This is a genomic window from Kribbella sp. NPDC043289, assembly GCF_056436705.1.
Genome location: NZ_JBWKCB010000001.1, coordinates 97,657 through 116,616 on the forward strand (window position 1 = coordinate 97,657; position 18,960 = coordinate 116,616).

Annotated in this window: 15 protein-coding genes; 11 read left to right on the forward strand and 4 right to left on the reverse strand. The window is 68.1% G+C overall.

The features are described 5' to 3' along the window. The first annotated feature begins 51 nt into the window (after positions 1–51). From AC0662_RS00440 to AC0662_RS00480, 9 genes are all read left to right on the forward strand, one after another. Positions 52–2,094, forward strand: coding sequence for an alpha-amylase family protein (locus tag AC0662_RS00440; RefSeq protein WP_478297514.1), 2,043 nt, complete (start codon positions 52–54; stop codon positions 2,092–2,094). Continuing rightward, positions 2,091–2,939 (forward strand): 2-hydroxy-3-oxopropionate reductase, encoded by an 849-nt coding sequence (locus AC0662_RS00445; RefSeq protein WP_452203149.1) that lies wholly within the window; start codon positions 2,091–2,093, stop codon positions 2,937–2,939. Before AC0662_RS00440 ends, AC0662_RS00445 begins: the two co-directional genes overlap by 4 nt. Next, positions 2,936–4,756 (forward strand): alpha-amylase family protein, encoded by a 1,821-nt coding sequence (locus tag AC0662_RS00450; protein ID WP_478297517.1) that lies wholly within the window; start codon positions 2,936–2,938, stop codon positions 4,754–4,756. The genes AC0662_RS00445 and AC0662_RS00450 overlap by 4 nt, the downstream gene beginning before the upstream one ends. A 10-nt stretch (positions 4,757–4,766) precedes the next feature. Continuing rightward, on the forward strand, positions 4,767–6,062 hold the full coding sequence (locus AC0662_RS00455; protein ID WP_478297519.1) for an ABC transporter substrate-binding protein: 1,296 nt from the start codon (positions 4,767–4,769) through the stop codon (positions 6,060–6,062). After that, a complete protein-coding gene (locus AC0662_RS00460; protein WP_452203146.1) occupies positions 6,059–6,955 on the forward strand; it encodes a carbohydrate ABC transporter permease in 897 nt (298 codons plus the stop codon). Before AC0662_RS00455 ends, AC0662_RS00460 begins: the two co-directional genes overlap by 4 nt. Beyond that, positions 6,955–7,776, forward strand: a complete 822-nt coding sequence (locus AC0662_RS00465) for a carbohydrate ABC transporter permease (protein ID WP_452203144.1) — start codon at positions 6,955–6,957, stop codon at positions 7,774–7,776. Before AC0662_RS00460 ends, AC0662_RS00465 begins: the two co-directional genes overlap by 1 nt. Then, the gene (locus AC0662_RS00470; RefSeq protein ID WP_478297522.1) at positions 7,773–8,681 is read left to right on the forward strand and encodes a D-2-hydroxyacid dehydrogenase; all 909 of its coding nucleotides are present in this window, start codon (positions 7,773–7,775) and stop codon (positions 8,679–8,681) included. The genes AC0662_RS00465 and AC0662_RS00470 overlap by 4 nt, the downstream gene beginning before the upstream one ends. A gap of 46 nt (positions 8,682–8,727) precedes the next feature. Beyond that, positions 8,728–9,396: a GntR family transcriptional regulator gene (locus AC0662_RS00475; RefSeq protein WP_452203140.1), complete on the forward strand. Its 669-nt coding sequence runs from the start codon at positions 8,728–8,730 to the stop codon at positions 9,394–9,396. 192 nt (positions 9,397–9,588) lie between these two features. Then, entirely contained in the window at positions 9,589–10,953 is a 1,365-nt protein-coding gene (locus AC0662_RS00480; protein ID WP_478297524.1) for an FAD-binding oxidoreductase, read from the forward strand. Between the two features lie 62 nt (positions 10,954–11,015). On the opposite strand, the gene AC0662_RS00485 is transcribed toward AC0662_RS00480, so the two are convergent. Both AC0662_RS00485 and AC0662_RS00490 read right to left on the reverse strand, forming a co-directional pair. Then, positions 11,016–11,555, reverse strand: a complete 540-nt coding sequence (locus AC0662_RS00485; RefSeq protein WP_478297526.1) for a dihydrofolate reductase family protein — start codon at positions 11,553–11,555, stop codon at positions 11,016–11,018. A 13-nt stretch (positions 11,556–11,568) separates the two neighbouring features. After that, positions 11,569–12,132 carry an NADPH-dependent FMN reductase gene (locus tag AC0662_RS00490; protein ID WP_478297528.1) on the reverse strand — a complete coding sequence of 188 codons (564 nt, stop codon included), beginning with the start codon at positions 12,130–12,132 and terminating at the stop codon, positions 11,569–11,571. Positions 12,133–12,226: 94 nt separating this feature from the next. Between AC0662_RS00490 and AC0662_RS00495 the strand changes: the two genes are divergently transcribed. Both AC0662_RS00495 and AC0662_RS00500 read left to right on the forward strand, forming a co-directional pair. Then, complete coding sequence (locus AC0662_RS00495; RefSeq protein ID WP_478297530.1) at positions 12,227–15,256, forward strand: AfsR/SARP family transcriptional regulator; 3,030 nt, start codon at positions 12,227–12,229, stop codon at positions 15,254–15,256. A gap of 76 nt (positions 15,257–15,332) precedes the next feature. Further along, positions 15,333–16,862, forward strand: a complete 1,530-nt coding sequence (locus AC0662_RS00500; protein WP_478297532.1) for an LLM class flavin-dependent oxidoreductase — start codon at positions 15,333–15,335, stop codon at positions 16,860–16,862. Between the two features lie 48 nt (positions 16,863–16,910). On the opposite strand, the gene AC0662_RS00505 is transcribed toward AC0662_RS00500, so the two are convergent. Both AC0662_RS00505 and AC0662_RS00510 read right to left on the reverse strand, forming a co-directional pair. Next, positions 16,911–17,537, reverse strand: a complete 627-nt coding sequence (locus tag AC0662_RS00505) for a DUF6308 family protein (protein ID WP_452195629.1) — start codon at positions 17,535–17,537, stop codon at positions 16,911–16,913. Positions 17,538–17,942: 405 nt separating this feature from the next. Continuing rightward, entirely contained in the window at positions 17,943–18,797 is an 855-nt protein-coding gene (locus AC0662_RS00510; protein WP_478297535.1) for a phosphotransferase enzyme family protein, read from the reverse strand. Positions 18,798–18,960: the final 163 nt, after the last annotated feature.

Consider the following 18,960-nt stretch of genomic DNA (forward strand, 5'->3'; position numbering starts at 1 on the left):
CGTGCAATCTTGTCTAACAATCTTCTGCATACCGACGACTCCGGAGGCGCAATGCAGAACTGGCCGTTGGCGGCGACCCGGTGGGCCCAGATCACCTTGGCCGAGGACGATCCCGCGCATTTCGACGCGGACTTCTGGCTCCGGCTGATGCGCGACAGCAAGTCGAACGCGACCTGCATCAGCGCCGGCGGGTACGTCGCCTACTACCCGACGCAGCTCGAGTACCACTACCGCAGCAAGTACCTCGCCGGCACCGACCCGTTCGGCACCCTCGTGGACGGCGCCCGGAAACTCGACATGAGCGTGATGGCCCGGGTCGATCCGCACGCGATCCACGCCGACGCCGCCGCGGCGCACCCCGAGTGGCTGGCCCGCGACCGGGACGGCAACCCGATCGAGCACTGGGCCTATCCCGGCATCTGGCTGACCTGCGCGTTCACGCCGTACCACAGTGAGTTCGTCACCGAGGTGATCCGCGAGATCGTCCGGGAGTACGACGTGGACGCGGTCTTCGCGAACCGCTGGGAGGGGTACTACGGGATCTCGTACAGCGAGGCCGCGCGGAAGTCGTTCCGGGACGAGACGGGTCTGGAGCTGCCGCTCGAGGAGCACGCGGACGGGTGGCCGGAGTACGTCGGGTGGCGGCGCCGGCGGCTCGGTGAGCTGGTCGGGATCTGGGACCAGGCGGTGCGGGACCTGCGACCGGACGCACGGTTCATCCCGAACATGGGCGCGCTCGCCGCGCGCGACCTCGCTCAGGACCTGGCCGAGCCGGTCGCGCCGCTGTTCATCATCGACAAGCAGGGGCGGCACGGGATCGAGGCACCGTGGGCGGCCGGGCGGAACGGGAAGCGGAACCGCGCCGTGTTCCCGGACAAGCCCGTTCGGCTGATCACTTCGGTCGGGCCGGAACACAAGTACCGCTGGAAGGACTCCGTCGCGCCGGGCGAGGAGACGAAGACCTGGATCGTCGACGGGTTCGCGCACGGTGCGTTGCCCTGGTTCACCAAGTTCAACGCCAGTGTCCCGGACGAGCGGTGGGTGCAGCCGGTCGTCGAGGCGTTCAACCTGCACGCGACGGTCGAGCCGGTGCTCGAGAAGCTGCGGATCAGCGCGGAGGTCGCATTGCTGGACCCGACCCGGATCGGGCAACTACGGGCCGGGGACAACGATCACGAGGACGGCTTCTACCACGCGCTCGTCGAGGCCCGCGTCCCGTTCGAGTTCGTCTCCGATCAGCTGATGTCGCTGGAGCGATTGCGCGCGTTCAAGGTGATCGTGCTGGCGAACGCCGAGCAGCTGAGCGACGCGCAGTGCGCCGTACTGACCGAGTACGTCGGGAGCGGCGGGTCGCTGGTGGCGGCGTACCAGAGCTCGTTGTACGACGAGAACGGTGCGGCTCGTGATGACTTCGGGCTCGGTGGAGTCCTCAACGTCCGCCTGACCGCGCCGAGTCGACAGGTGCAGAACAACTACATTGCACTGACCGACGGGCATCCGTTGAACGCCGGCTTCGACGGTACGACGCGGATCATTGGCGGGACCCACATCATCGGGGTGGAGTCGGACGCGGTGGCGCCGTTCCGGTTCATCCCGGACTTCCCCGATCTCCCGATGGAGGAGGTCTACCAGCGGGAGGCGCCGGACAAGCCGGCCGTCGTCTGTACCGAGAACGCGCAGGGCGGTCGGACGGTGTACTTCCCGTTCAACGTCGGCGCGATCTTCTGGGAGGCGCTGCAAACCGACCACGGCCGGTTGATCGCGAACGCGGTCGCCTGGGCCCTCGGAACGGCGCCCGAAGTGACGGTCGACGGCGCCGGGCTGGTGGACGTCGCCGTGCATCGGGGCGAGCAGGAAGTGGCCGTTGCCCTGGTCAACCTCACGAACCCGATGGCGATGCGCGGGCCGATCCGGGAGACCCTCCCGCTGCCGCCGCAGACCGTGTCGGTCGCGGTTCCGGCGGATCGGGCGCGGGTCCGGTTGCTGGTGTCGGGGGTCGACCTCGAGACGACTGTCGTGGACGGTCGCGCCGAGGTGGTGGTCCCGACCGCCGGGCTGCTCGAGGTCGTGCATGTGGATTGGAGCCAGGCATGAGGATCGGGTTCATCGGCCTCGGTGTCATGGGTCGCCCGATGGCGGACAACCTGCTGGCTGCTGGCCACGAACTGTCCGTGCACCGCGGCCGGACCGACCTCGACGCGCACGTGTGCGGCTCGGCGAAGGAGGTCGCCGAGCGGTCCGACGTCGTGATCCTGATGGTGCCCGACACGCCGGACGTCGAGTCGGCGCTGTTCGCGCCGGGCGGCGTCGCGGAAGGTCTGCGGGCGGGCTCGCTGGTGATCGACATGAGCTCGATCTCGCCGACCGCGACCATCGGGTTCGCGCAGCTGATCGGGAAGCTGGGCTGCGAGTACCTCGACGCGCCCGTGTCCGGTGGCGAGATCGGCGCCCGGGACGGGACGCTGACGATCATGGCCGGCGGCCGGCCGGAGGTGTTCGAGCGGGCCCGGCCGATCCTCGACGTACTCGGGAAGAACGTCACGCTGATCGGCGGCGCCGGTGCCGGGCAGACGGCGAAGGTCGCGAACCAGATCATCGTGGGGCTGACCATCGAAGCGGTGGCCGAAGGGCTGCTGTTCGCCGAGCGGGCGGGCGCGGACCCGGCCGTCGTACGGCAGGCGTTGATGGGTGGGTTCGCGAGCTCGCGGATCCTCGAGGTGCACGGCGAGCGGATGGTGCGGGAGGCGTTCGCGCCCGGGTTCCGGCTGCGGCTGCACCGCAAGGATCTCGGGCTGGCGGTGCAGGCCGCGGCCGAGCTGGACCTGGCGTTGCCGAACACGGCCGCGACGCAGCAGTTGATGAACGCCGCGATCGCGGACGGCGACGGGGAGCTGGATCACTCCGCGCTGTACCGGACCCTGCGGCGGGAGCATCGATGAAGCTCTGGTGGCAGGACCCGTTCCGGATGTTCCAGACCAACTTGCGCGAGATCGACGCCGGGCTGGATGTGGAGGCCGTGCTGGACTATCTGGAGGAGTTCGGTGCCGACACCTGGCTGCTGAGCGTCGGCGGGATCCTTTCCAACTATCCGACGGACCTGGAGTTCCAGACGCGCAATCCGTACCTCTCGGAGCGGCCGTCCGGTGACCTGGTCGGCGACGCGGTCAAGGCCGCGGCGCGCCGGGGGATCCGGGTGATGGGCCGGATGGACTTCTCCAAGATCGACGAGCGGCGGGCCGAGGCCCACCCCGAGTGGTGCTTCGTCGGTCCTGGTGGCGAGCGGCAGGTCTACAACGGACTGACGAGCGTCTGTCCGAGCGGCGACTACTACCAGGCCCGCCTGTTCGACGTCCTGGACGAAGTACTCGATCGCTATCCGCTGGACGGCTTCTTCTGCAACTGGATGTCGTTCAACGAGGTCGACTACAGCCGCGTCTACCACGGGATCTGCCACTGCGTCGCCTGTCAGCAGCGGTACGACGGTGTGCTGCCGAACGACCGTGACTCGCCGGGATACGCCGACTGGCAGAGCTTCGCGAACGGCGTTCTGGCCGAGCTGACCGGCCGGATCCGGGACCACCTGGCGAGCCGCCGACCGGAAGCGCCGCTGGTGTTGGGCGATCGGGCGGACATCGTGTTCCACGAGGCGAACAACGCGGTGGGGCGCCGGTTGTGGCATCACCGGACCAGCGAGAGCGTGAGCGCGGCCAAGACGTATCGCCCGTCGGTTCCGGTGCTGACGAACTCGGTCGGCTTCGTGGACATGCCCTATCGGCTGGCCAGCGAGGACCCGCAGCATTTCGCCCAATATCTCCTGCAAGCCATCGCCCGCGGTGCGAATCCGTCGACGTACATCATGGGCACTCCGGCGACCACGCCGTACGCCTGCTTGGAGGTCGCGGGCCAGCTCACCCGGTTCCACCGCGATCATGCGGAGGTCTATCGGGACCTGGTGCCGGCCGCGGAGACGCTACTGGTCAGACCAGTGCACTCGCGGGCCGAGTTCGAAGGCCTCTACCTCGCGCTTCTGCAGCGGCACGTGCCGTTCGACGTGCTGCCGGTGGAGCGGCTCGGTGAGGTGGACTTGAGTCGCTATCGAGTGGTCGTGCTGCCTGACCTCGGGCGGGTCGAGCTCGGGGAGTACGACGGCCGCATTGTTGCCACGGGCACCACCGAGGTGGCGCGAGTGGCGGTACGGCGGCTGGCGTCGTACGCGACCGAGAGCACGACGCGGGGATTGCATCTCGAGGGCGGGGTCCCGGTGGTCGGGGCCTTTCATGTGGTGGAGCCGGACGTGGATGACGAGGTCGGGTTGTTCGCGTACTCGCGGGCGCCGTACGGGCCGCCGGAGAAATGTCACGGGCATCAGCTGTTGCAACATCCGGGGATGGTTCGGCGCGGGAACGCGGTGCTGTTCCCGTGGACGATCGGGCAGGCGTATCGCGAGGTCGGGCTGACGGTGCACCGCGATCTGTTCGTCGAGCAGGTGGGCGGCGCGATCGAGACGGACCTGCCCGAACAGGTGGAGGTCGTCGTGGGGCGGTCGGCGGCGGGGTACGTCGTTCATCTGCTGAACCGTTCCGGCGACACCGACCAGCGGTTCGCGCCGCCGGTGCCGATCGGGCCAGGGCGGTTGCGCGTGCCCGACGGCGTACAGGAAGTCGAAGCACTCAACGCGGGGGAGCGCCTGCCGGTCGACGACGGGTGGGTGCAGGTACCGGAACTCGGGTTGTTCGAAGTACTCGTCTGTGCGTGAGGAGAGCGAGATGGATCGACGAGGGTTTCTCAAGGCCGCGCTGGTGGCCGGCTCCGCGACCGGGCTGGCAGGGTGCGGCGGGAGCGGCGGTGGACCGTCCGGCGGAGGCGGCGACGTCACGTTGCGGTACGCGTGGTGGGGCAACAGCATCCGCCAGCAGAACTACACCAAGGCGCTGAAGCAGTTCAGTACGGCGAACCCGTCGATCACGATCGAGCCGGAGTTCGCCGACTACACGGCCTTCCAGGAACGGATGACGACGCAGATCGCGGCGCGCGACGTACCGGACATCTTCTGGATCGCGTCGCCGCAGGTGCTGACGTACAACAAGAGCAAGCTGTACCGGAAGCTGGACGACATCCCGACGCTGAAGTGGGACGACTACAGCAAGGACGAACTGGAGACGTTCAAGCTCGGCGGCCAGCTGAACACGCTGCCGTTCGCGATCTTCACCCCGGTGGTTCGCTACAACGAGACCGTCGCGAAGGCCGACGGCGTCACGATCCCCGCGGAGGGAACGGCCTGGACCTGGGACGGTCTCGCCGAGCTCCTCGTTGCCTACAGCAAGAACAATCCGGGCAAGCGCAAAGGTACGCCGTACCTTCCCGACCACGACCTCACGTTCGAGGCCTGGCTCCGACAGCGTGGTGAGCAGCTGTGGACCGAGGACGGCCAGGTCGGGTTCACCGTGGACGGACTGGGCAGCTGGCTCGACTGGTGGGAGAAGCTGCGCAAGGCCGGCGGTGCGTTGTCGCTCAGCGAGCAGGAGGGGATGGGCCCGGACTGGGCGCAGGTGGGGAAGAAGGTCCTGGTGAACTTCGGCAACTCCAACCACATCATCGACGACGCGAAGATGTTCCCGAAGGAGAAGTTCCGGCTCCGCGCGGCGCCGGTCGCGGCGGACGCGGAGGCCGGTCACAAGTACCTGTACTTCCCGCGGATGGCGATCTACCAGCGGATCGACGACGGCAACCTGGAGGCGGCCGGCAAGGTCCTCGACTACAACGTCAACAACCCCGAGATGCTGAAGACCGTGCGGCTGACGATGGGTGCGCCGACGAACCCGAAGGTCGCCGAGCAGGCGGCGGAGTTCGCGAGTCCGGACGAGAAGGAGATGCTCGCGGTGGTCGCCAAGGAGCGGGCCGCCGAGCGCAAACCGCGGTACGAGGCGCCGCCCGGCTCGAGCACCTGGCGGACCACGATGGGCCGGATCTGCGAGGAGATCGCGCTCGGGAAGACCGCCGTACCGGACGGCGCGAAGAAGCTCGTCGACGAGATCGGCGCCGGGATCAAGCGGGCCGCATGACCAGGACGCGGTTCCACCTCAACCGCCAGGGGCGGGCGGCGCACGTCTTCCTGATCCCCTGGCAGTTGGGGTTCCTGCTGATCACCGCCGTACCGCTGCTGGCCTCGTTGTACCTGGCGTTCACGAAGTACGACATCCTCAACCCGCCGGAGTGGACCGGGCTGGAGAACTTCCAGCGGATGATCCACGACGACCAGTTCTGGGCGTCGGTCAAGGTCACGCTGATCTATGTCCTGGTCTCGGTGCCGCTGCAGCTCGCGTTCGCGCTGCTGCTCGCGCTGATTCTCGACCGCGGACTGAGCGGGCTGGCGTTCTATCGCAGCGCGTTCTACCTGCCGTCGCTGCTCGGGTCGAGCGTGGCGATCGCGATCCTGTGGCGGGAGATCTTCGGCGACGACGGCCTGGTCAACAAGGGGCTGGCGCTGATCGGGATCCACGGCGAGAGCTGGCTGCAGAACCCGCGGACGGCGCTGGCGACACTGATCGTCCTGAATGTGTGGACGTTCGGATCGCCGATGGTGATCTTCCTGGCCGGGCTGCGGCAGATCCCCGACGAGCTGTACGAAGCCGCGCGCGTCGACGGCGCCGGGACCTGGCGACAGTTCACCCATGTGACGATCCCGCTGCTGACACCGATCATCTTCTTCAACCTGATCCTGCAGACGATCGGCGCGTTCCAGACCTTCACCCAGGCGCACATCATCAGCGGCGGCACCGGCGGTCCGGCGAACTCGACGCTGTTCTACACGCTGTACGTCTACCAGCAGGGTTTCGTCGCGTTCGACATGGGCTACGCGTCCGCGCTCGCCTGGGTGCTGATGGTCGCGATCGCCGTCGTCACCGCGCTGCACTTCCTGGTCTCGAAGTATTGGGTCTTCTACGGAGACAGCTGATGAAGAGCTCTGTGCTGAAACACCTCGGTCTGCTGGCCTTCGTCGGGTTCATGATCTATCCGCTCGTCTGGATGGTGGTGAGCGCGTTCAAACCACCCGAGCAGATCCTCACCGAACCCGGCCTGATCCCGCACGACCTGACGTTCCAGAACTTCAAGGACGGCTGGCACGCGCTGAACCGGCCGTTCTCCGCGTTCTTCGTGAACTCGCTGGTCGTCACGCTCGCGTCGATCGCCGGCAACCTGTTCTCGTGCTCGCTGACGGCGTACGCGCTGGCCCGGCTGCAGTTCCGGATGCGGACGGTGTACTTCGCCATCACGCTCGCCTCGGTGATGCTGCCGTTCCACGTGCTCGTCATCCCGCAGTACATCTTCTTCTCGCAGCTCGGGCTGGTGAACACCTACTGGCCGCTGCTGATCCCGAAGTTCCTGGCCACCGACGCGTTCTTCGTGTTCCTGATGGTGCAGTTCATCCGGACGTTGCCCCGCGAGCTCGATCGGGCCGCCTGGATCGACGGCGCCGGCCCGTTCCTGACCTTCTGGTACGTCGTCCTGCCGCTGATGCGACCCGCCTTGGTGACGACCACGATCTTCACGTTCATCTGGACCTGGAACGATTTCTTCGTACCGTTGATCTACCTGACCAGGACGCAGGCGTTCACCGTGCCGGTGGCGCTGAACTCGATGGTCGACTCCGAGACCCAGGATGGAGTGGGAATGCTGTTCGCGATGTCGTTGCTGTCCTTGATCCCGATCCTGATCTTCTTCGCCGTGGCCCAGAAGTACCTGATCCGCGGCATCGCCACCACGGGGCTGAAATGATCGTTGTCGTAGGCAAAGAGAACCCGGCGTACGTCGACGCCGCGGGCGACGTACCGGTGCGGTTCGTCGACTCGCTGGAGCATGAGACCTTCGACGGGGTGCACGCGGTGATCGGGCACCTGCCGCCCGACGTGTTGGTCAAGGCGCGGGAGCTGCGGTGGGTGCACAGCCCGTCGGCGGGCGTCGACTCCGATCTGACGCCGGAGATGATCGCGTCGCCGGTCGTCCTCACCTCGAGCGCGGGCAACGGCGGGATCTCGCTCGCCGAGCACTCGATGCTGCTGATGATGATGCTGAACCGCGACGTACCGCGGTGGATGCGCGCGCAGGCCGAGCACCGTTGGGACCACTACCGGCACGGCGAGCTGGCCGGGCGGACCGTCGGTATCTACGGTCTCGGCAACTCGGGGCTCGACCTGGCGCTCAAGGCGAAGGCGTTCCACATGCGCGTCCTCGGCGTACGGCGGCGTCCGGACCAGCCGTCGCCGAACGTCGACGTACTGTGCGATCTCGACCAGCTGCTCGCGGAGTCGGACTTCGTCGTGGTGACGACACCGCGGACGCCGGCCACCACTGGCGTCTTCGACCGCGCCGCGTTCGCCCGGATGAAGCCGACGGCGTACTTCGTCAACATCTCGCGTGGCGGGATCGCGGACGACGAGGCGCTGCTGGAGGCGTTGACATCCGCGCAGATCGCGGGCGCCGGGCTGGACGCGCACGGTGTCGAACCGTTGCCGCCGGACAGCCCGTTCTGGTCGCTGCCGAACGTCGTCGTGACACCACACAACGGCGCCACCAGCGACGGGACGCTGCGGCGTTCGCAGGAGATCGTCGCGGACAACATCCGCCGCTTCGTCGCCGGCGAACCGCTGCACAACGTGGTTGACAAGGCCGCGGGTTATTAGGCACGTACACTTGCCAGACCAGTTTCATCCTGTTGGAGGGGGTGCCGTGCCGACCGAAGCGCGCCTGGAGCTCGGGCCGTCCTCGCTGACCGACGCGCTCTACGCGTCGGTCCGCAAGCGGATCGTGAACGGCGAGATCCCGCAGGGGGAGAAGCTCACCGAAGTACGGCTCGCGACGGAGTACAACGTGGCCCGGCCGACCGCGAAGGCCGCGCTGGAGCGGCTCACCGCGCTCGGCCTGCTGCGGCGGACGGCGCACAAGACCGCGGTGGTCCCGGTGCTCGACCAGGACGAGATCCGGGATCTGTTCTTCAGCCGGATCACGATCGAGAAGGCGGCCGTGTCCGCGCTCGCCGCGACCGGCGCGGTGCCCGCCGAGGCGGCCCGGGCGCAGGTCGCGATCGAGTACGCGGCGCGCGACCACGTGTTCGAGAACCAGGTCGAGGCCGACATCGCGTTTCACACCGCTTTGGTGGCGGCGGTCGGCAGCCGGCGGCTGACCCGGATGCACGAGCTGATCATCGGCGAGGTGCACCTGACGATGGGGCAGTACCAGGCGCATCGGAAAGCCGCGCCGTCGACCGTCGCCGAGGAGCACGCGGCGATCCTGCGGTCGATCGAGGACGGCGACCCGGCGAGCGCGGCCGACCACCTGGCGTACCACCTCGAACAGGCCCAGGGCCGGCTGCTCAGCACCTTGTCCGAGAGGGATTGACGAATCTGCCCCGGGTTGGGAAGGTCGGGGGTGAACGGGCGGGTCTGGGGGAGGATCGCGTCGCCCGTCGGGGGTCCAGCTGCTCTCTGGGGTGGAACAATCGCGCTGCGCTCGTCGGCGACGACCGGTCTGCGCGGTGTGCGCTGCGCGTACGCCGCTCTGCGACAGGCGACACGTTTCGGAGAGCACATCATGGGCGCGATCGAGGACTTCAGGGAACGCACGCGCGGACAGGTCATCACCGTAGGCGATGAGGAGTACGACGCGGCGCGCCGGGTCAACAACTGGATGCACGACAAGCGGCCGCAGGTGATCGTCCGCTGCGAGAACGCCGGCGACGTGATGGCGTCGATCGAGTACGCGCGGACGAACGACCTCGAACTCGCGGTGCGCGGTGGTGGGCACAGCGTGCCCGGGTTCGGCACGGTCGACGACGGACTGGTCATCGACCTGCACGCGCTGCGCAACATCCGGGTCGATCCGCTGACCCGGACGGCACGGGCCGGCGGCGGTGCGACGTGGGGCGACTTCAACGCGGCGACACATGCCTTCGGTCTGGCCACCACGGGTGGGATCATCTCGACCACGGGCATCGGAGGACTGACGCTCGGCGGCGGCATCGGGTACCTCGCGCGCGGCCTCGGGCTGTCCTGCGACAACCTGGTCTCGGCGGACGTGGTGACCGCGGACGGCCGGTTCCTGGTCGCCAGCGAGAAGGACAACGAGGACCTCTTCTGGGCGCTGCGCGGTGGCGGCGGCAACTTCGGTGTGGTGACCGCGCTCGAGTACCGGCTGGCACCGGTGTCGACGGTCTACGCCGGCGCGATGTTCTACGAGCTGTCCGACGCGGCCGCCGTACTGACCGGGTACCGCGAGCTGATCAAGGACGCGCCGGAGCAGCTCGGCGCGTTCCCGGCGTTCCAGATCGCACCGCCGCTGCCCTTCATCCCGGAGAACCGGGTCGGTGAGCCGTTCGCAGCGATGGTCGGCTGCTGGGCCGGCGACCTGGACCAGGGCGAGGCGCAGCTCGCGAAGTTCCGCGAGTTCGCGCCGGTCATCGCGGAGATGGTCGGCCCGATGCCGTACCCGGTGCTGAACTCCCTGTTCGACGACCTGGTACCGCCGGGGCTGCAGCACTACTGGAAGGCGAACTTCGTCACCGAGCTGACCGACGAGGCGATCCAGGCGCACCTGCGGCACGCCGCCGGCCTGCCGGCGGTGAACTCGACCGTGCACATCTACCCGATCAACGGTGCCGTGCACCGGGTCACGCCGGACGCGACCGCGTTCGCCTACCGGGACGCGAACTTCGCCACCGTGATCGCGGGCATGTGGCCGGACACGGCACAGAACGAGGCCGGTATCGAGTGGGTGCGCTCGTACTACGACGACGTCTCGCCGCTGTCCGAGGCCGGCGGTTACATCAACTTCATGGCCGGCGACGACCAGGGCCGGATCCGCGACAACTACCGGCAGAACTACGACCGGCTCGCCGACACCAAGCGCCGGTACGACCCGGACAACGTGTTCCACCTCAACCAGAACATCATGCCGTAGGCAACGAAAACCCGCGGGCCGGTACGTCGTCGTACCGGCCCGCGGGTCTGTGTCCTTTGTGCTCAGGCCTTCGGGGCCAGCTTGTGGACGACGATGCCGGACTTGAAGGTCGTCGTCCCGAGTAGTGCGAGATGCGTCAGGTCGATCGCGTCGCCGGCGAACATGTTCGCGCCGTCGGCGACCACCGGGAAGATCCAGAAGTGGTACTCGTCGACGAGCTTGTTCTCCAGCAGGGTCTTGGAGAACGAGCCGGTGCCGTACTTGATCAGGTTGCCGCCGTCGGTCTCCTTGAGCTTGCGGACGGCGTCGGCCGCGTCGCCCTCGAGCGGCTGCGCGTTCCACTTCCACTCGGTGACGGTGCGCGAGGCGACGTACTTCGGCATCGCGTTGAAGTGGTCGGTGAACGGGTCACCGCTGCGCTGCGACCAGGCGTCCGCGAAGCCTTCGTAGGTGACGCGGCCGAGCAGTTGCGCGTCCACGCCCTCCATCAGGCCTTGCGCGTACGCCGCGTGCTCGTCGTCCCAGTACGGCGGGCTCCAGCGCTGCGGCTCCTCGATGACGCCGTTCAGGGTGACGAACGTGGATTCGATCAGCTTCCTCATGGGTCTGTTCCTCTCAGGGTTGGTAGGGACGCTTGTCTCGGGCGTCCTGCAGTGCTTTGGCCCACCAGACGAGCTGGTCGAGCATGAGTTTGGCGTCCGCCTCGTAGCCGGCGGAAGGCCTGGGCCAGTCGCCGTCGGCGGTGAACTGCTCCCAGTAGCGGGGCAGTGTGACGGTGTTGCGGATGGTGACGGCCTGGAGCTCGGCGAACACCTGGCGGAGCTGCGCGACGGCGTAGCACCCGCCGGACTCCCGCCCGTAGCTGACGATCGCGACCGGTTTGGCGTGCCACTCGGCGTAGTACCAATCCAGTGCGGTCTTCAACGAGGCCGGAAAGCTGCAGTTGATCTCTGGCGTGACCACTGCGAACGCATCCGCCTTCGCTAGTCGCGGCGCGAGTACGGCGACTGCGGATGGCGTCTCGTCGTCGGTGTCGGGCAGCGTGGTCGGCAGGTTCGCCGCGGCCAGATCGACCAGGTCGACCTCGAACTGCTTGCCGGCCTGCCGGGCCAGCCAGTGCGCGACAACCGGGCCGAACCGGCCACGCCGTGTGCTGCCGATGATCACTGCCAGTCGCATTGTCCGTCCTCCTTCCGTCTGACCCAGACTCTGCCGTAGGTGGTTTACGGTTTCTTTCCGGTCGACGGGCCGTCGGGCGGAATAGGGTGCGGACATGCGTTTCGGGGTGCTGGGACCGGTGACGGCCTGGACGGACGCGGGGACACCTGTGGTCATCCAGGGGCTGAAAGTGCGGGCGCTGCTCGCGGACCTGCTGGTGCACGAGGGGCGGCCGGTGCCCGCGGACCGGTTGATCGACGACCTGTGGGGTTCCGAGCTGCCCGGCAACCCGCCCGGGACGCTGTCCGCGAAGGTGTCCCAACTGAGACGAGCCTTCGAGGACGCTGAGTCCGGCAGCCGTTCGCTGGTGCGGTCCGGCCCGGCCGGCTACTCCATCGCGGTCGAGAGCTCCACCTACGACGCGCTCCGCTTCCGCGAGCTGCTCACGGCCGGCTCGGTCGACGAGGCGCTGACGCTGTGGCGAGGCCCGGCGTACGCAGACTTCGCTGACGACGCGTTTGCGGAGACAGCGGTGGCCCGGCTGACGGATGAGCGGTTGAGTGCGTGTGAGCGAGCTGACCTGTCGGTGGGCGACCTCGCTGAGCTTGTGCGCGACCATCCGTTGCGCGAGGGGCTGCGGGCTGCGCAGATGAAGGCGCTCTACCGGACTGGCCGGCAGAGCGAGGCTCTGGAGAGTTTCGAACAGCTGCGGCAGCTGTTGCTGGACGAGCTCGGTCTCGATCCCGGTCCCGAGCTGGTGGCGCTGCAGCAATCGATTCTCACGCAGGAGCTGCCGCACGCGCGCAGCAACCTCCCTGCCCAATTGACCGACCTGATCGGGCGCTCCGAGGCGCTGACTGACGTTGACTCCTGTCTGACGTCCTCCCGGCTGGTGACGCTCACTGGTCCCGGTGGTGTCGGCAAAACGCGTCTGGCTCTCGCTGCGGGGGCTATGTCGTCGGACCGGTTTGCTGACGGCGTCGTGCTGGTTGAGCTTGCTGCCGTCACTCCTGACGCGTTGTCGGTCAGCAACGCGCTCACGGACGCTGTGCAGGCCGCACTGGATCTGCGCGATGCCGGCGACTCCGGTGCGGTCGTGGACCGGCTGGCCGCCGTCATGGGCTCGCGGCTGCTCGTGCTGGACAACTGCGAGCAGGTGGTCGAAGAGGTTGCTCTGTTGATCGACCGCCTGTTGGCTGCCGCTCCCGGTCTGCGTGTGCTGGCGACGAGCCGCGAGCCGCTGGGCCTGGCTGGTGAGGTCGTCTGGAGTGTTCCACCGCTGACGGTGCCGTCGGCTGCTGCCGGGCTCGACGCGGTGGGCGAGTGCAGTGCGGTCCAGCTGTTCGTCACCAGGGCCGCTGCGGCGTCGCGGGGCTTCGCGCTGACCGAGGAGACGGCGGCCGATGTGTCGGTGCTCTGTCGGCGTCTGGACGGGATCCCACTGGCCTTGGAGCTCGCTGCGACACGGGTGCGAGCACTCGGCGTGCGTGGGCTGGTTGCGCGGCTGGACGACCGCTTCCGGTTGCTGGCGACAGGGCATCGGGGTGCTGCGCCGCGACAGCAGACCCTGCACGCGATGATCGACTGGAGCTGGGAGCTGCTCGACCCCGAGGAGCAGTCCGTTCTGCGGCGCCTCGCCGTACACGCGGATGGTTGTACGGCGGAGGCTGCGGCGGCTGTGTGTGGCGAGGACGACGTACTGGATGTGTTGGTGCGGCTGGTCGACCGGTCGCTCGTCGTACCTGTCGATGGGTCTCGCTTCCGGTTGCTGGAGTCGGTGGCGGCGTACTGCGTCGAGAAGCTGCGGTCCGCCGGTGAGCTCGAGTCCGTTCGCCAGCAGCATCTGTCGTACTACGTGTCGCTGGCTGAGGAGGCTCGGCCCGGCTTGTTCGGTGGTGAGCAGGGTCGGTGGCTGCAGCTGCTGGACGAGGACTCCGCCAACTTCCGCACCGCACTGGACCGTGCGGTGGCCACAGGTCAATCGGACCTCGCTGAGCGGCTTGTCGATGCGCTGGCGTGGTACTGGTTCCTGCGTGGCCGCCATGTCGAGGCGCTGCGGTCGCTGGAGGCTGTGCCGGGTTCTGCTCGGGCTGGAGCGTGGCGGGTCGGGTTCAGGTACCTGCTCGGGCACGCGGATGCTGCCGACGAGCGGGACCGCTGGGCCGACGCAGCCGACGCCATGGGCCTGTGGTGGATCGGCTACGCCGCCACCGATGCGGGAGACCTCGCAGCCTGCCAGGCGCTGCTCGATCGGGCACTGAAGAAGTTCGAGGCCGATGGCAACCAGTGGGGTACGGCGGCCGTGCTGGCGGCCCGGGCCAAGCACGCACACGTGCGGGCGGACCTGCCGGCCCTGTACGACGACGCGTGCCAGAGCATCGGGATCTTCCGGGCGCTGGGGGACCGGTGGGGCGTCCTGCAGGCGACGGGCTGGTTCGGTGCGCACGCCGAACTCGTCGGCGACTTCGACGAGGCCGAGCGGCTGCACCTCGAAGGCGCGCAGGCCGCGGAGGAGATCGGGTTGTGGCCCGAGGTCGCGAGCGCGTTGGGCATGCTCGGCTGGACCTCGATCCGGCAAGGCCGCTTCGACGCGGCCCGGACGTACGGCGAACGCGCGCTGCGGTTCGCCACCGAACAGGGGCAGCGCTCGACGCAGGCTCTCGCGGAACTCGTGCTCGGCTTCGCGGCCCGCCGTACCGGTGCGCTGGAGGAGGCGTCGGAACGGCTTGAGGGGTTGATAGCCGCGGCCGGACGGCAGAAGGAGGCCGTGCTCTACCTGTCGATCGTGCTGGAGGAGCTCGGGTTCGTCCGGGAGCTCCAGGGCCGCTTGGACGACGCGCTGGAGCTGCACGTCGAGGCGTTCAGGGTCTCGGAGGACTTTGACTCGCTGCGCGGCATGTGCTGGTCGCTGGAGGGGATCTCCGGCTGTCACCCGGACAAGACCCTCGCGGCGACGCTCCTCGGCAGCGCCGCGGCCACGCGCGCCACTAAGAACTACTTGATGGCCGCGACCGAGACCGAGGACGTCGATCGGGCGGTCGCCGCCGCGGAGTCCGCGCTGGGTGCGACGGCGTACCAGGAGGCGTACTCCCGCGGCGCCGCTCTCGGGCCGGCGGAGGCCTTCGCGCTGCTCGTCCGCGAGTAGATGTTCTGTAGTTGAGATTATTCGACCAGCGAAGTAGTTTGGCTCGCGAGCGAACTTCTACAGGTGAAGGTGAAGCATGGACTACGGCCACGAGTTGGTCTTCGGGACGTTCCTGACCCCCGCTGTCGACAACCCGGACCGCGTCATCGCGCTGGCACAACTGACCGAGCAGGCCGGTCTCGACCTCGTCAGCTTCCAGGACCACCCGTACCAGCCGCGGCTGATGGACGCCTGGACGCTGTTGTCGGTCGTCGCCGCCCAGACGCAGCGGATCACGGTGACCACGAACGTCGCCAACCTCCCGCTCCGACAGCCGGTCGTACTCGCGCGCAGCGTCGCCACGCTCGACCTGATCACCGGCGGCCGGGTCGAACTCGGACTCGGCGCCGGCGGATTCCTCGACGCGGTCGCGGCGAACGGCGGGCCGCGGCTGACCAAGGGCGAGAGCATCACCGCGCTCGAGGAGGCCATCGCGATCATGCGCGAGGTCTGGACGCCGACGGGCGGCGGCATCCGGCTGGACGGGAAGCACTACACGATCGCCGGTGCGAAGCGTGGCCCGGCGCCGGCGCACGACGTGTCGATCTGGCTGGGTGCGTACAAGCCACGGATGCTCGCGCTGACCGGGCGGCTCGCCGACGGCTGGCTGCCGAGCAGTGGGTACGCCGGTCCGGACCAGCTGGCCGCGATGAACAAGATCATCGACGAGGCCGCGGTGGAGGCTGGGCGTGATCCGGCGGCGATCCGGCGGCTGTACAACGTGGGCGGGCAGTTCGGCGGTGGTGGCGGGTTCCTGCAGGGGCCTGAGGAGCAGTGGATCGAGCAGCTGACCGAGCTGACGCTGGGGGACGGGATCAGCACGTACATCCTTGCCTCTGACAACCCGGACGACATCCGGCGGTTCGCCGAGGTTGCGGCAGGGGTCCGCGAGGCGGTCGAGGCGCCGCGGTCGGGTGCTGCAGTGGGGTCAGATGCGGTGGTGGAGGTGGCCGCTTCGGTGCCTGCGGGCGGGTTCAGCGTCGTACCGACTCCGCCTCCGGCTGTACGACGGAGCGCCGTACGGCTGCTGGACGAGTCGGAGCGGCCGACTGGTCCGGCGGTGGACCCGTCGCGGACTTATACGCCGTACCAGCTGCAGTCGGGGCAGCATCTGATCGACGTACACGACCATCTGCGGGGTGAGCTCGAGCAGGTGCGGGATCTGGTCGAGCAGGTCGCTGCGGGGACGCTGGGGGTCGGGGCGGCGCGTTCGCACATCAACACGATGACCATGCGGCAGAACAACTGGACGTTGGGGACGTACTGCGAGTCGTACTGCCGACTGGTCACGACGCATCACTCGATCGAGGACGCGTCGCTCTTCCCGCAGCTACGCCGGGCGGATTCGGCGCTCGCCCCGGTGGTGGACCGGTTGCAGGAGGAGCACAAGGTCATTCACGACGTACTCGAGGGTGTCGACAAGGCACTGGTCGCGTTGGTTGACGGGTCAGGAACGATCGACGGGTTGCGTTCGGCGGTCGACCTGTTGGACGACACGTTGCTGTCGCACCTGTCGTACGAGGAGCGCGAATTGGTCGAGCCGCTGGCGCGGCTCGGGGTGCTGTAGGACCGGCTCCTCGCCTTTGCTTGGGCTGGGGCTGCTTCGCCTCACCGGCTACTTCGCTTCGCCCAGGAGTGAGGCGAGGATGTCCAGGAGGCGGAGCGTGGGGACCTCGCCGAGGAGCCGGGCCGCGCTGGTGGCCGGCTCACCGATCAGGCGGACCTGCAACGTCTTGAAGTCCCGGACGTTCGCCGGGTTCACCAGGTCGTCGCGGACGGCGGACAGGAACGCGGCCCCCGCCGACGCGGTGCCGTAGGTCATCCGGATGAAACTGTCGGTCACCGGGAACAGGTACGGGCGCTTGAGGTGCAGGAGCTTCGACTTCTTCGCGTGCCCGAACCCGCGGTGGCCGGTGAACTTGTCGTCCAGCGCCATCGCCGCGTCGAACAGCTCGCTGCCCGGCGCCGCGTCCTCGAGCCGCGCGTCCACCGGGATCGCGGCGAGCTCCTTCTCCGCCTCGACCTCGAGCAGCCACGGAATGTCCATCGCCCGCAGGTCGGCACCGATCACCATCAGCCGGCCGAGATCCTCGAGCGTCACCTGGTTCGGGTCGGAGCCACCGGCGGTGGTCATCCCCGGCAACCCGTCGTAGTACTGCAGCACGGCGCCGTTCGTCTCGGCGTACAGCCGCAACTGCGCGATCGCCTCGTCGACGACGATCTTCCGGGTACCGATGTTCATGAGCCACACCCTCACACTCGTGGTGGCAAACCCGCCAGCGGGCGGACCATCATTCGAACGTTCCTCACACTGTTTCCGCAGATGGTAGCGACTCCGCAGCCACCCGCACGCCAGGGCCACTTCCCGTTATCCACAACCCGTAACCATCCACCCCCCAGAGCCACCAAGCGTCATAGACTCTCAGTAACAACCCCACGACTGAGAGCAGGCGCGACACCTGACAGCTCAACCACTAGCCGCGCAAAAACCTACCGAACCCCAAGCCCACCCACCCCAATCCGTAACCGTTCCCCCCAACCCCAAACTCGACAAGTTTGGGCGGGTGCAGTTGGAGCGGAGGTTGCGGAGCCGACGCTGCGGATCTACGTCGCACCTAAGAGCTGACTGCCCGGTGTGGCGTGGGTGCTACAGGTTGGGGATGGCGTCGAGGGTTGGCCAGGGTGGGCCTTCGCGGAGTAGGCGGAGGAGGGTTTCGCCCATCTGCCTGCGGTTCGGGAACTGGTCGTCGGCGTCCCAGCGCCACGCCGCGACCATCGCGAGGACGAGCTGGCGGCAGTCGTCCAATAGTTCTCGGTCGATATTCGGGTAGTGGTCGCAGACCGCCACAGGTACGTGGGCGAGATCGAACTCGACCGGTCCACGGCAGCACGTCTCGAAATCGATGAACAGCGGCCCGTACTTCGTGCTGAGCAGATTGCCGGGATGCGGCTCGCCGTGCAGCAACTGCTCAGGGGCGTCGCGGACGGCGATCGCTCGGCGCACGCTGTCCAGTCTGCTGGCGAGGAACGCGCGGGCTGCGTCGTCGAGAGCCGGTGAGCGGTCCGGGTCGGCGACGATTTCTTGCGCCTCGGTGATTCGATCCGTGAACCGCGGGCTCGGAACGTCGACCTTGCGCATGCCGGCGTGCAGCCGCTCCAGTGCGTTGGCGAAGTCGGCCGGTGCGACCTGAGGGGACACGGGCTCGTAGTAGGTCCACAGCGTCACAGCGAAGCCGTCGCGCGTGTACACGCGCGGGTCCACTCGCGGCTCCAAGGCGGCCACCGGGGATCCGATCTCGGCGAGCCGCTGAGCGAGCTCGATCTCGAACTGGGCGACTTCCTGCCCCACGGGCGCGACGCGGGCGAAGACGTCGTACGGCGTGAGTCGCAGCGCCAGCTTGTTCGAGTTGTGGAGGACGATCGCGTCGTCGGCCGGCAGGTCGAGCGACGCGGCGATCGATGTCGCGGCCGCGATCGCGCGTTTGATCTCGGGCATCTCCATGACCGGTCACGCTACCTCCGTGATCCGGCCCTGTCCTTCGCATTACCTCGAGCACAGCCCGCGAGGAGTAATTGGGTTGAGGGGACCTGGGGGAGTGCTGATCATGTGGGTATGACTCTGACGCTTGATGTGATGCTGGTGGGACCTGCGGCCGTTGGGGCCC

Excerpts from the sequence above, each read along its gene's own strand:
- AC0662_RS00495 (WP_478297530.1), top strand. The coding sequence starts at position 12,227 with ATGCGTTTCGGGGTGCTGGGACCGGTGACGGCCTGGACGGACGCGGGG.
- AC0662_RS00460 (WP_452203146.1), top strand. The coding sequence starts at position 6,059 with ATGACCAGGACGCGGTTCCACCTCAACCGCCAGGGGCGGGCGGCGCAC.
- AC0662_RS00500 (WP_478297532.1), top strand. The coding sequence starts at position 15,333 with ATGGACTACGGCCACGAGTTGGTCTTCGGGACGTTCCTGACCCCCGCT.
- AC0662_RS00465 (WP_452203144.1), top strand. The coding sequence starts at position 6,955 with ATGAAGAGCTCTGTGCTGAAACACCTCGGTCTGCTGGCCTTCGTCGGG.
- AC0662_RS00480 (WP_478297524.1), top strand. The coding sequence starts at position 9,589 with ATGGGCGCGATCGAGGACTTCAGGGAACGCACGCGCGGACAGGTCATC.
- AC0662_RS00445 (WP_452203149.1), top strand. The coding sequence starts at position 2,091 with ATGAGGATCGGGTTCATCGGCCTCGGTGTCATGGGTCGCCCGATGGCG.
- AC0662_RS00490 (WP_478297528.1), bottom strand. The coding sequence starts at position 12,132 with ATGCGACTGGCAGTGATCATCGGCAGCACACGGCGTGGCCGGTTCGGC.
- AC0662_RS00440 (WP_478297514.1), top strand. The coding sequence starts at position 52 with ATGCAGAACTGGCCGTTGGCGGCGACCCGGTGGGCCCAGATCACCTTG.
- AC0662_RS00450 (WP_478297517.1), top strand. The coding sequence starts at position 2,936 with ATGAAGCTCTGGTGGCAGGACCCGTTCCGGATGTTCCAGACCAACTTG.
- AC0662_RS00485 (WP_478297526.1), bottom strand. The coding sequence starts at position 11,555 with ATGAGGAAGCTGATCGAATCCACGTTCGTCACCCTGAACGGCGTCATC.
- AC0662_RS00455 (WP_478297519.1), top strand. The coding sequence starts at position 4,767 with ATGGATCGACGAGGGTTTCTCAAGGCCGCGCTGGTGGCCGGCTCCGCG.
- AC0662_RS00470 (WP_478297522.1), top strand. The coding sequence starts at position 7,773 with ATGATCGTTGTCGTAGGCAAAGAGAACCCGGCGTACGTCGACGCCGCG.
- AC0662_RS00505 (WP_452195629.1), bottom strand. The coding sequence starts at position 17,537 with ATGAACATCGGTACCCGGAAGATCGTCGTCGACGAGGCGATCGCGCAG.
- AC0662_RS00510 (WP_478297535.1), bottom strand. The coding sequence starts at position 18,797 with ATGGAGATGCCCGAGATCAAACGCGCGATCGCGGCCGCGACATCGATC.